The sequence below is a fragment of the Exiguobacterium sp. J17977 genome (genome assembly GCF_018616375.1).
GTDB classification, from domain to species: domain Bacteria; phylum Bacillota; class Bacilli; order Exiguobacteriales; family Exiguobacteriaceae; genus Exiguobacterium; species Exiguobacterium mexicanum.
Window position 1 is genome coordinate 244,412 of sequence record NZ_JAEQBB010000003.1, and the last position, 12,108, is coordinate 256,519.

Annotated in this window: 14 protein-coding genes; 10 read left to right on the forward strand and 4 right to left on the reverse strand. The window is 56.0% G+C overall.

Annotation, left to right across the window (positions count from 1 at the left end; all coding sequences use genetic code 11):
* Positions 1-3 precede the first annotated feature (3 nt).
* From KNO58_RS07410 to KNO58_RS07430, 5 genes are all read left to right on the forward strand, one after another.
* The gene (locus KNO58_RS07410) at positions 4-339 is read left to right on the forward strand and encodes a ribosomal-processing cysteine protease Prp (protein WP_031200131.1); all 336 of its coding nucleotides are present in this window, start codon (positions 4-6) and stop codon (positions 337-339) included.
* Between the two features lie 12 nt (positions 340-351).
* Positions 352-633 carry a 50S ribosomal protein L27 gene (rpmA, locus tag KNO58_RS07415; RefSeq protein WP_016508537.1) on the forward strand — a complete coding sequence of 94 codons (282 nt, stop codon included), beginning with the start codon at positions 352-354 and terminating at the stop codon, positions 631-633.
* Positions 634-708: 75 nt separating this feature from the next.
* Positions 709-1,149: a Spo0B domain-containing protein gene (locus KNO58_RS07420; protein WP_214752697.1), complete on the forward strand. Its 441-nt coding sequence runs from the start codon at positions 709-711 to the stop codon at positions 1,147-1,149.
* Positions 1,150-2,439 carry a GTPase ObgE gene (gene obgE / locus KNO58_RS07425; protein ID WP_214752700.1) on the forward strand — a complete coding sequence of 430 codons (1,290 nt, stop codon included), beginning with the start codon at positions 1,150-1,152 and terminating at the stop codon, positions 2,437-2,439.
* Positions 2,440-2,455: 16 nt separating this feature from the next.
* Positions 2,456-3,742, forward strand: a complete 1,287-nt coding sequence (locus KNO58_RS07430) for a hemolysin family protein (RefSeq protein ID WP_285222556.1) — start codon at positions 2,456-2,458, stop codon at positions 3,740-3,742.
* A gap of 43 nt (positions 3,743-3,785) precedes the next feature.
* Here the strand turns inward: KNO58_RS07430 and KNO58_RS07435 are convergent, their stop codons facing one another.
* The 4 genes from KNO58_RS07435 to KNO58_RS07450 all read right to left on the reverse strand — a co-directional run bounded on the left by KNO58_RS07435 (position 3,786) and on the right by KNO58_RS07450 (position 7,021).
* Positions 3,786-4,562 carry an NUDIX domain-containing protein gene (locus KNO58_RS07435; protein ID WP_214752705.1) on the reverse strand — a complete coding sequence of 259 codons (777 nt, stop codon included), beginning with the start codon at positions 4,560-4,562 and terminating at the stop codon, positions 3,786-3,788.
* A 125-nt stretch (positions 4,563-4,687) separates the two neighbouring features.
* Positions 4,688-5,269: a DedA family protein gene (locus tag KNO58_RS07440; protein ID WP_214752707.1), complete on the reverse strand. Its 582-nt coding sequence runs from the start codon at positions 5,267-5,269 to the stop codon at positions 4,688-4,690.
* Between the two features lie 104 nt (positions 5,270-5,373).
* Positions 5,374-5,913 (reverse strand): transcription repressor NadR, encoded by a 540-nt coding sequence (locus KNO58_RS07445; RefSeq protein WP_214752709.1) that lies wholly within the window; start codon positions 5,911-5,913, stop codon positions 5,374-5,376.
* Complete coding sequence (locus KNO58_RS07450; RefSeq protein WP_021066890.1) at positions 5,891-7,021, reverse strand: cysteine desulfurase family protein; 1,131 nt, start codon at positions 7,019-7,021, stop codon at positions 5,891-5,893. Before KNO58_RS07450 ends, KNO58_RS07445 begins: the two co-directional genes overlap by 23 nt.
* Positions 7,022-7,117: 96 nt before the next feature.
* On the opposite strand from KNO58_RS07450, the gene KNO58_RS07455 reads away from it, so the two are divergent.
* The 5 genes from KNO58_RS07455 (at position 7,118) to ruvB (ending at position 12,093) form a co-directional block, all read left to right on the forward strand.
* Entirely contained in the window at positions 7,118-8,551 is a 1,434-nt protein-coding gene (locus KNO58_RS07455; RefSeq protein WP_214752712.1) for an L-aspartate oxidase, read from the forward strand.
* A complete protein-coding gene (gene nadC, locus KNO58_RS07460; protein ID WP_214752714.1) occupies positions 8,505-9,374 on the forward strand; it encodes a carboxylating nicotinate-nucleotide diphosphorylase in 870 nt (289 codons plus the stop codon). Before KNO58_RS07455 ends, nadC begins: the two co-directional genes overlap by 47 nt.
* Positions 9,337-10,416, forward strand: a complete 1,080-nt coding sequence (gene nadA / locus KNO58_RS07465; protein WP_214752716.1) for a quinolinate synthase NadA — start codon at positions 9,337-9,339, stop codon at positions 10,414-10,416. Before nadC ends, nadA begins: the two co-directional genes overlap by 38 nt.
* A gap of 83 nt (positions 10,417-10,499) precedes the next feature.
* Complete coding sequence (ruvA, locus tag KNO58_RS07470) at positions 10,500-11,087, forward strand: Holliday junction branch migration protein RuvA (RefSeq protein WP_214752719.1); 588 nt, start codon at positions 10,500-10,502, stop codon at positions 11,085-11,087.
* A 10-nt stretch (positions 11,088-11,097) separates the two neighbouring features.
* Complete coding sequence (ruvB, locus tag KNO58_RS07475) at positions 11,098-12,093, forward strand: Holliday junction branch migration DNA helicase RuvB (RefSeq protein WP_214719557.1); 996 nt, start codon at positions 11,098-11,100, stop codon at positions 12,091-12,093.
* Positions 12,094-12,108 lie beyond the last annotated feature (15 nt).

Consider the following 12,108-nt stretch of genomic DNA (forward strand, 5'->3'; position numbering starts at 1 on the left):
GCTATGATTCGAGTAATGGTCAGACGAGACGAAACGAAGTCGATTCGTTCCGTTGAAGTGACAGGTCACGCCAACTTTGCTGAACCCGGTTCTGATTTGGTCTGTGCCGGCGTTTCTGCCATCATCTTTGGGGCATATAACGCTGTCGAGGTACTTGCCGGTCAATCGCTTCTTGTAGAAATGGCAGACAAAACAGAGGGTGGCTACTTTTATGTCGAGACATATCCTGACGTATCACCGGAGGACATGACTCGCACCCAACTGTTATTAGAAGGGATGCTCGTGCAACTAGACACGATCGCCCATAGTTACGGTGATTATATCCAAATTGAACAATAGGAGGTGGACCTCATGTTACAATTGAACCTTCAGTTCTTCGCATCGAAAAAGGGAGTAGGATCGACTAAAAACGGTCGTGACTCGATTTCGAAACGCCTCGGCGCTAAACGCGCTGACGGACAGACTGTTTCAGCTGGATCAATCCTCTACCGTCAACGCGGTACGAAGATTCACCCAGGTGAAAACGTCGGCCGTGGTGGCGACGACACATTGTTTGCAAAAGTTGACGGCGTAGTACGCTTCGAGCGTCTTGGTCGCGACAAGAAACAAGTGAGCGTTTACCCAGTTGCGTAAGTAGAACCACGCAGAAGACTCTAGCCACTTATTTGGTTAGAGTCTTTTTTACTAGTTTTACTAGGAGAGGATTGCATGAACCCACAAGCAGCACTGAAACTATTATCGACCGTCCGTCACGAATGGATGAATCGGCTTCAGATGATCTCCTTGTACGCGGCGCTCGAGCCTGAAAAACTTGAGGAGCTGTACGAGCGATATCGTCAGCACGCCGACGAGGAGAGTGCGCTCATTCGCTTGGACATGCCGACGACGAGTCTCGTCCTCATGCAAGCGAACTGGGAAGGGCGGTTGACCTATAAGGTATCGGCCGACCGCGTGTCGCTAGACGACACGCGCGTGGCGGACAAGCTTGTCCGTCTTCTGTCAGGAACGGATGGACCGATTCATGTGACGTTCACGGATGGACTGATGGTCCGCGTCTTCGGTCACGTACCGGACGACGTGTTCACGTCAGATGAAGTGTACGAGCAAACAGTAGAATGTTCTACGTTCGTTATAAAGGAGGGGAATTAAATGTTTGTCGATCAGGTTAATATTTTTGTAAAAGCTGGAGACGGCGGTAAAGGGATGGTTGCGTTCCGCCGCGAGAAGTATGTTCCAGACGGTGGACCAGCAGGAGGAGACGGAGGTCACGGTGGTGACGTCGTCTTCGAAGTAGAAGAGGGATTGCGTACACTCGTTGATTTCCGATTCTCGAAAAAGTTCATCGCCCATGATGGTGAAAAAGGGATGTCGAAAGGCATGCACGGACGAAAAGCGAAGCCGCTCGTCGTCAAAGTCCCACCAGGTACGATCGTGTTCGATGCACAAACAGATACGGTCATCGCCGACCTTACCGAGCACGGCCAACGGGCCACGATCGCCAAAGGTGGACGTGGGGGCCGCGGGAACTGTCGTTTTGCGACGCCATCTAACCCGGCACCAGAGATCGCCGAGAACGGGGAGCCAGGTCAAGAGCGCGAATTGCGTCTTGAGTTGAAATTGCTCGCTGACGTCGGTCTTGTCGGATTCCCGTCAGTCGGGAAATCGACGCTCTTGTCAGTCGTCTCGTCGGCACGCCCGAAAATCGGCGCGTACCACTTCACGACGATCACACCGAACCTCGGTGTTGTCAAGACGGCGGACGACCGTGACTTCGTCATGGCCGATCTTCCGGGACTCATCGAAGGGGCGAGCCAAGGCGTCGGCCTCGGTCACCAATTCTTGCGTCACATCGAGCGGACAAAAGTCATCGTCCACATGATCGATATGAGCGGCATGGAAGGGCGCGACCCGTTCGAAGACTACACGACGATCAACCGCGAGCTCGAGTCGTACAACTTACGTCTCCTCGAGCGTCCGCAAATCGTCGTCGCCAACAAGATGGACATGCCGGATGCGCAGGAATTACTTGAGGAGTTCCAGAAGAAAATCGGAGATGACGTCAAAGTCTTCCCGATCTCGGCACTCGCCAAAGAAGGACTTCGCAACCTGCTCATCGAAGTAGCTAATCTTGTCGACTCGACACCTGAGTTCCCACTCGAAGAGCTCGAAGAGAAGACGGCCACACCACGTGTCGTTTATCGTTACGAGAAGGAAGAGAAGGGGTATCAGATTCATATTGATGACTACGATCGCTTCGTGATCACGGGGCCTCGTATCGAGAAGCTCTTCAAGATGACGAACTTCGACCATGATGAGTCGATCAAACGCTTCGCGCGTCAAATGCGTCAAATGGGCGTCGATGACGACCTTCGCAAGTTAGGTGCCGAAGACGGCAGCGTCGTCGCCATCTTGGACTTTGAATTCGAATTCGTCGAATAATCTTTTTAATTAGGAAATGGAGTGTGAAGTAAACGTGGACCCTGTGCCCTCGTCTAGTTTGATTCTTTACGTAGTTTTAGTTATGTTGTCAGCCTTTTTCTCTTCTGCCGAGACCGCGCTCTCGAGCGTGAACCGCGTCCGGATGATTCGCATGTCGGAAGACGGGGACAAGGGCGCCAAGCGTGTCCTTCATCTCGTCGACCGCTTCGACGATACGCTCTCGACGATTCTCGTCGGGAACAACATCGTCAACATCGGGGCGGCGACCGTCTCGACGGCCATCGCCACGAGTATTTACTCGGGCGGGACCGGCCTCGTCATCTCGACGTTCGCGACGACCGTCATCATCTTGATTTTCGGTGAGATTTTACCGAAATCGCTCGCGAAAGAGTTCGCCGAGAAGTATTCGCTTCTCATCAGCGGCATCTTGTTGTTCCTCGTCAAAGTCTTGAAACCGGTGACGATGATTTTCACTGGCTTGAAGAAGCTCGTACTCCGTATGATCGGGATGAACGACAAAGAACCGTCGGTGACGGAAGAAGAGTTGAAAGTGCTCGTTGATATGGGAGAAGAAGAAGGGGTGCTCGGCGAGACCGAAGCGGAACTCGTGCATAGCGCCTTCGCCTTTAATGACATCACGGTCGACGATGTGTTGACGCCGCGGATTGATATCCTCGCCGTCGACATCGACGATACGCTCGAAGAAATCAAAGACACAATCTTTAGCGGTGGACATTCTCGTCTACCGGTATATAAAGACTCGATTGACAACGTCATCGGGGTGTTGTCAGAACGTGATTTCCTTCGTTCGATGATGCGGGATGAAGTGACGGACGTCCGTTCGCTCATTCGTCCGCTCACATACGTATCACCGCAGACAAAGTTGATTGAACTGCTTCCTGTACTCCAGCAAAAACAATCGCACATGGCGATCGTCCTCGACGAGTTCGGTGGGACGGCCGGCCTGATCACACTCGAAGACATGCTCGAGGAGCTCGTCGGAGACATTTGGGATGAGCACGATGAGTCCATCGTCTATCTCAAACGACTCCGTGATGGCGTCTACGAGTGTATGGCCGACATGGATGTCGATGAGTTTGCGGATGAGATGGGAATTAAAGAACCTGAAGTAGATGCCAACACGATGGGTGGTTGGATCGTCGAACTGTTAGGAGACATTCCAGAGAAAGGTGCGCGTGTCACGTATGAGGACATGACGTTCACCGTTCTCCACGTCGAAAAGCGTCGGATTCGCAAGTTGCTCGTCGAGACGGGTCAATCCGAATCGGCGGAACAAGCGTAAACGAACAAAGGAGGGACCGCCAACCGGCGGTCCCTCCTTTTGTTTATACGGTATGATGGCGCTCGACGCGTTCGAGCAGCTCATATGGGCGAACTTTATAGATGGCGTGCGGCATATACGTCGGGTCGATCGCGTCAAGCAGGCGCATCTGGAAATGTTCGCGCTTGATATAGTCGCCGACGTTCGAGGCGTCGACTTTGAAGAAGCCGACTTCTTGCGTCTCGCCTTCTTGCGGTTGCAGGTCACCCGAGACGTAGCGGGCACGGAACGTGACACAGAGCACGCGGGAGGACACGTTTTGATAGATGCCGGTGATCCCGTCGACCTCAATCTCAATCCCGGTCTCTTCTCTCACTTCGCGATGCACGGCGTCGACGATCGATTCATGTTCCTCGACTTGTCCGCCCGGCATCTCATACGTATCGTTCCGGTGTGTGTTCTGGACGAGGAGTACCTCGCCGTCGGCGTTCGTGACGTAAGCCGTCACGGAGACGATCGTGCGCGGCGGTGTGTAGTGACCGGTCGGCATCATGAACTCCTCGCTCGACTTAATATATAAATCTTTACCGAGACGGGCCCGCTTCTTCATCGCCTCGCGGCGGAGACTGCTCGAGCGGTAATCACGTTCGACTTGTTCGTAATGCTGGCGGTCACGATATTCCCAGAGGGCCATGACCTCGTCTTTGTCTTCGGTCACCCAACGACCGACGAGACGGGCGCCGTGCGATACCTGAATCGGATACAGGTATGTATGAAAAAACTCGGTGAATTCTTCTAAGCGTTCAGGACGGATGGTATACGTTTTTCGACGATGGAACATGGTAATTCCTCCTTTGAAGGTGGTAATCTCTATTCCGAGAAAAAAAACGCTTTCCTCACTGTTCTTAATTCGGTACCGAATCTGTTTTTCCCTCTATTCAAAAAAGTCAGCTCGAGCGAATCTGCTCAGGCTGACTTTTTAAATAGACGCGGATTTGCGCGGATATAGCGGATGAAGGCATACAGTCCGACGCCGATGGCGACATACGGCAAGAACCCGTGGGTGACTTCGCCGATGTGACGCCAATTGCTGCCGAGCATCATCCCGAGTTTGACGAACACAAACGACCAGACGCCGAAGACGATAACGGTCACCGTCAAAAACTTCCGGAATGACAAGCGCATGACGCCGGCGCTGACGGCGAACAGCTGGCGCCAAATGACGCTCAGACAGACGATCCAGGCGCCATATGTCTCGAACCACGTCTCGGCGCGTTGTTGCTTCGCTTCACTGATCCGAAATGACTTATAGAGCCGAAGGGCGACAGGACGACCGCCATAGCGGCCAATCCAATAGAGAATGACTTGACTGAGGACGAACGCCGACCACGCGAGGAGGAAGACGAGCAGGAACGAGACGTCGAGAGAACCAATCAAATGGCCGCCGTAGGCGAGCACGAGCTCGTTCGGGATGAATTGAATGAAGATGCCGAGCGGGACGCTGAAGACGCCGCAACCGAGCAACAGTTGTTCAAAGAAATGCCACATGACCGTCCCCTCCTTTCCAAATTTTGTACGGTCTTTGTTCCATCCATCAGTATAACGGACATGAGCCGAAAGCAAAAGAAAAGATGTCACGTATTTGTGACATCTTAGTCGAGCTCGGAGACGAGAACGCCGAGTCGCTCGAGTTCCGAGACGGCGGCATCGATGGCGTCCTCGCTATCGGCCTCGAGCGTGTGGATATGCAAGCCACCCGTCAAATGCGACAGCGGGGCGGCCTGATTCGCCTCGATTCGTTCGAGGAAGGCACGGACGTCGCGACGACTCTTCACCATCATCTGACCCGTCAACGAACCGTAAACCGGGTGATCGATGATGACGTCCCGAATCGTGACGCCTTCGTCGACGATGGCGTTCATCTCCGCTTCCATGGCCTCGGCCTCGTGACGACAGACGATTTTACGGCTGTAGGCGGACGGCGACGACTCGCCTGGTAGATAGACGTATCCGCGGGCGGTCGCGACGATCTGATGGCCTTTCGCCTTCAAGAGCGACAAGTCTTGGACGACGACTTGTCGGCTGACGGCGACGCGGCGGGCGAGCTCAGAGCCGGTGATCGGCTCGGAACTCTGTTCAATCATTTCAAGTAACGTGCGCCGGCGTTCTTCACCGGCTAAGCGTTTGTTCATAAGATCCAACTCTCCTTGCTAAAGTGACGATGGCTTCGGCGAGTGCCGTCGTGGCTTCGACGGTCGTGTCTTCGCCGAAGGAAATGCGGACGAGGCCGTGGCAGGCGCTCGTCTCATAGCCGAGTGACTCGAGCATCCGGTTCGGTCCGTTCTGGCCGGCCCGGCAGGCCGAGCCTGCCGAGACTTGGAAGCCGAGCCCGTCGAGTTCGGTCATCCACCATTGGCCATCCCGCTGATTCGAGACGAACGAGAAGATGGCGGGGCTCTGCTGATCGAACTCGAGCCAGTCCACGTAAGACGATGTCTTCTCTTTCAAGATAGCACGAAACGCCAAGAAATTTCTTTCATGACGTGTCCGCGCCTCGTGCCGATCGGTGAACGCTTTGACGAACGCGCAGATGCCGGGGACGTCAATCGTGCCGGGACGGATGCCATACTGATGGTGTCCCGGATAGTAGGGCGGCGGCAACAGTCGTTCCATATAGAGGCCGCCTACGCCTTTTGGACCGCCGACCTTATGGGCGCTGAACGAGTAGGCGTCAATCCCGTCGACCGAGACGGGAATCTTGCCGAGCGCCTGGACGCCGTCGATATGGAGCAACACTTTCTTATATTTCAATTGGCAGAGGATATTGTGGAGCGGCAGCGTCCAGCCGGTGTCAGAGTTGACGTGCTGGAACGTCACGAGCCCGATATCCCGGTCGAGCAGTCGCGTGAACGTCTCCTGGTCGAAGCGACCGTCCTTTAGTTTCAGGCGATGGACGGTCACGCCTTCCGCCTCCCATTCGTCGAGGAGGAGGGCGACAGAGTCGTGCTCTTGCCACGACGTGATCACTTCACTGCCTTTCATGCGCTTGCGGAGACTCGTCAGCGCGATATAGTTGCTCTCCGAGCCGCTGCCGGTGAAGAGCAGTTTCCCACGGAGCATGTCGAGCCCGAGGGCCTGTTTCACCAGACGCCTGGCCTCGGTCAAGTAATCTTCGGCCATATATCCGTGCGTGTGGAGGGAAGACGGGTTACCGTATACGCTCCGCGCCATGGCGACGTAATGGTCAAGGGCGGATTTTGTCATCGGGTGCGTCGCCGCATAATCAAAGTAACGGTTCATCGTAAAGTTCCCCTTTTCTCATGTTGTCTTCTTCACAAAATTATGCGAAACTAGTTTACAAGTCAACATTACATATGAAAAACAGGTGATATACAGATGTCTTTACAGTTTGAACAGGTCGATGTTTTGATTATCGGGGCCGGCCTGGCCGCCGTGACGGTCGCCCTCCATCTGCCCCGGACGTTGAACGTCCTGCTCGTCGCCAAACATGAAGTGACGAGTGCGAACTCGGACTTGGCTCAGGGTGGCATCGCGAGTTCGTACTTGGAACCGTCGAGCGTCGACCATGAGCGGGATACGCTCGTCGCCTCGAAACTCGCGGCCGTGCCCGAGCGTGTTTATACACTCGTCGAGGAAGGGCGGACGGCGATTCAAGAGCTGGAGCGGTTCGGCGTCGTCTTCGACCGCGACGCGACAGGTTATGCGGTCGGTCGGGAAGGCGCCCACGGTTTGAATCGAATCTTTCACGTCGGGGGCGATGAGACGGGACGGCACGTGATGGCGACGCTGCGGCGTCAACTGCCGGACAATGTGACCGTCATGGAGCACGTCTTGATCGATGCGTTGACGAAAAGCGATGGCCGTGTGAGCGGGGCGACCGGTTTCAACGGGGAGACGCGCCTCCACGTTCAGGCCGGGGCCGTCGTCTTGGCGACCGGTGGCATCGGCGGTTTGATCGATTGGACGTCGAATTGTCGCTCGGTCACAGGAGACGGGCTCGTCTTGGCGGAAGCGGTCGGGGCACGGCTGACGAACTTGTCCCGGATTCAGTTTCATCCGACGCTGCTCGCAATCGATTCACCCCATCTCGTGACGGAAGCGTTGCGCGGGGCTGGAGCCACGCTCGTCGATACGTCTGGGAAGCATGTGATGGGACAACATCCGCTCGGCAGTCTCGCCCCGAGGGATGAGGTCGCACGAACGCTCACGAACCATACGGGACCGGTGTATTTGGATACGAGCCGTGTCGAACGGCTCGATGAGCGGTTCCCGAAGCTGGTGGCGACATGTGCCACGCACGGCATCGATGTCCGACGCATCCCGGTCCGGCCGGGACTACATTTCCATATGGGCGGTGTCGACGTCGATGCCTTTGGCCGAACGACGGTCGAAGGACTGTACGCGGTCGGTGAGGTCGCCGATACGGGCATCCATGGGAAGAATCGACTCGCGTCAAACTCGTTACTCGAATGCTGGGTGTTCGGGAAGCGGGTGGCGGCGGCGATGACGGTGGAGGAGAAGCCGTTCACGGTGAACGAGACGACCGCGTTTGAAGTGTCGGTGGATCTGTTCGGCCGCTATCGGCAACAGATTGGGGAATGGCTGACAATCTCGCCGCAACTCGGCAAAATCGTAAGTTTCTTAGAAAATACCCAACAACTGCCACGGACGAAACACGTGACAAGACAATTAAGTGAACAGACATTGAGTTTAGAAGCGGCACGGCTTTTGGCCCGCGCCATGATGAGGACGGAGGATGGTTATGAACAAGATCGCTTTGCGCGAACAGCTGACGGCATTTCTACATGAGGACATCGGCTTCGGCGATATTTCGAGCGGACTAATCGATCAGCGCGAGATGTCATTCGCCACGGTCACCGCCAAAATGGATGGGGTGTTCTGTGGCATGGACGTCGTCCTGGAGCTGGCCCAGATGCAACGTCTCGTCGTCGAGTCATGCCTGCCCGACGGCACGGTTGTCTCAACCGGGGATGAACTGTTCACGTTGCGGGGCAAGACACGGACGCTCCTCGAGACGGAACGAGTGCTGTTGAACCTCGTCCAACATTTGAGCGGGATTGCCACGATGACGCGGCGCTGCGTCGAACGACTCGCCGACCCGACGATCGCCGTCACCGATACGCGTAAGACGACACCAGGACTTCGCATGCTCGAGAAGCATGCCGTCCGTTCGGGTGGTGGGAAGAACCACCGGCTCCGGCTCGACGATGCCGTCATGATTAAAGACAACCACATCACGGCACTCGGTGGGATCACGAACGCGGTCGCCCGGGCCCGGACGCTGGCCGGTCATACGACGCCGATTGAAGTCGAGGTCGAGACGCTCGAACAGTTGCATGAGGCAATCAAGGCGAACGCCGACATCATCATGTTCGATAACCGGACGCCAGAAGAACTGAAGGCGTGGCGCGCGCTCGTCCCAAGTCATATCAAGACGGAGGCGTCAGGCGGCATCACCGTCGAGACGATCGCCTCGTATCGCGGTACGGGCGTCGACGTCATCTCAATCGGGCAGTTGACCCATTCGGTGACGGCGCTCGATTGTAGTTTAAATCTCGTAGGAGGAATCAAACATGCAGTTACTCGGAACGATGCCAGCGCTATACGCTGATTTGACGGTTGAACAGATGGAACAACGAATAGAAGCCATCAAGGCACGGCTAGGCAGCCGCCTGTTTTTACCGGCCCACCATTATCAAAAGGACGAGGTCGTCCAGTTCGCGGACGCGACCGGCGATTCGCTCCAGCTCGCACGGCTCGCCGAACAGATGAACGAGGCCGAATTCATCGTCTTTTGTGGCGTCCACTTCATGGCCGAGACGGCGGACATGCTGACGCGCGACGACCAGATTGTCATCTTGCCGGACATGCGGGCCGGGTGTTCGATGGCCGATATGGCTGATATCGATCAGACGGAGATCGCATGGGAAGAACTGACGGACACGTTCGGTGACAGTATCGTCCCAATCACGTACGTCAACTCGACGGCAGCCATCAAGGCGTTCGTCGGGAGAAATGGCGGGGCGACGGTCACGTCGTCGAACGCCCATGACATCGTGCGCTGGGCGCTCGAGGCCGGCGAACGGATTCTGTTCTTGCCGGACCAACATCTCGGACGCAACACGGCGTATGATTTGGGCGTGCCGCTCGAGGCGATGGCCGTCTGGGACCCGCTCCGGGAACGCCTCGTCTATGAAGGCGACATCGAGGACATCCGCGTCATTCTTTGGAAAGGGCACTGCTCGGTCCATGAGAAGTTCAACGTCGCCCAAATCGAGGCGTTACGGAAGAACGACCCGGAGCGACGCATCATCGTCCATCCTGAGTGTACGTTCGATGTCGTGCAGGCGGCGGATGAGGCTGGGTCGACATCATATATCATCGATCAAATCGAGGCGAGCGCGCCGGGGACGAAGTGGGCCGTCGGCACCGAGATGAACTTGGTCAACCGTCTTGCGGCAACGCACCCCGAGCTCGACATCAATTCGCTCAACCCGTACATGTGTCCGTGCTTGACGATGAACCGCATCGATTTGCCGCATCTGCTCTGGGCACTCGAGTCGCTCGAGACGGATCCGGTCAATATCATCCGCGTCGATCAAGAGACGACAAAGTGGGCGACACTCGCCCTAGAACGGATGCTCGCACGCTAAGGACAGGCAATCGCCTGTCCTTTTTTCGTGGCGATGGTTATGGTACAATGAATGCAGTTTTCCTATGAAGAGGAGATATGACCGTGATTGAATTCGTAAAAGGCTCCGTCGCCTATGTGTGCGCGGAATATATAACGTTGGATGTTTCGGGCGTCGGCTACAAAGTAAGTGTGCCTAACCCGTTTTTTTATCGTGAACAAGACGAACATGTAATCGTATTTACGCACCATTACGTGCGTGAAGACCAGCAGACGCTGTACGGTTTCCGCTCACGCCGGGAACGCGAACTGTTCAACAAACTGCTCGGTGTCAACGGCATCGGACCGAAAGGCGCACTCGCCATCGTCGCCTCGGGCGATATGGATGCCCTCATCGACGCAATCGAGACCGAGAACGAAAAGTATTTGATGAAGTTCCCAGGAGTCGGCAAGAAGACGGCCAAACAGATGGCGCTCGACTTGAAAGGCAAGCTGTCCGAGCTCGCCCCGGACTATGTGCCGAACACGGGCTTATTTGCCCAAGGCGCGTCCGAACTCGACGAGGCGTGCGAGGCGCTCGTCGCCCTCGGCTATTCGGAACGTGAGATCACACGTGTCCGCAAGGAATTGAACTCAGAAATATTGACGACAGACGCTTACATAAAGCGCGCCCTGCAATTGCTATTGAAATAAGGAGGAGACCATGGACGAACGATTGTTGTCACAATCCCATCAACAATATGAAGACTCAGAAGAGTGGAGCTTGCGTCCGCAAAAGTTCGAGCAGTATATCGGACAGGAGAAGGCGAAAGGCAACTTGTCGATCTTCATCCAAGCCGCGAAGCTACGAAGCGAGACGCTCGACCACGTCCTCCTCTACGGTCCCCCGGGACTCGGAAAGACGACGCTCGCCCAAATCATCGCCAACGAGATGGGTGTCGGCATCAAGACGACGGCCGGCCCGGCCATTGAACGTCCGGGTGACCTTGCCGCGATTCTGTCGACGCTCGAACCGGGCGACGTCCTGTTCATCGATGAGATTCATCGCTTGAGCCGCACGATTGAAGAGATTCTCTATCCAGCGATGGAGGACTACTGTCTCGACATCGTCTACGGACAAGGCGAGATGGCACGAAGCGTCCGCATCGATTTGCCGCCGTTCACGCTCGTCGGCGCGACGACACGGGCCGGGATGTTGTCGGCCCCGCTCCGTGACCGCTTTGGTGTGACGTTAAAGCTCGAATATTACGAGACGCATGAGCTCGCCGCCATCGTCAGCCGGACGGCCCAACTGTTCCGCCTGTCCATCTCACCAGAGGCGAGTGGCGCCATCGCCAAACGTTCCCGTGGCACGCCGCGAATCGCCAACCGGCTATTGCGCCGTGTCCGTGACTTCGCTCAAGTGGCAGGGACGAAAGAAATCGACCCGGCCATGGCTTCGAGCGCGCTCGACCGATTGCACGTCGATGCCCTCGGGCTCGATGAAGTCGACCACCGGCTGTTACGGGCGATGGTCGAACGGTTCGGAGGCGGACCGGTCGGACTCGAGACGCTTGCTGCGACGATCGGGGAGGACGCCCAGACAATCGAGGACGTGTATGAGCCGTACTTGTTACAGCAAGGGTTCCTTCAACGGACGCCGCGCGGCCGCATGATCACCCAGTACGCAAAGACGCATTTTGGCTATGAAGAGGAGTAAACGATATGCAAGACA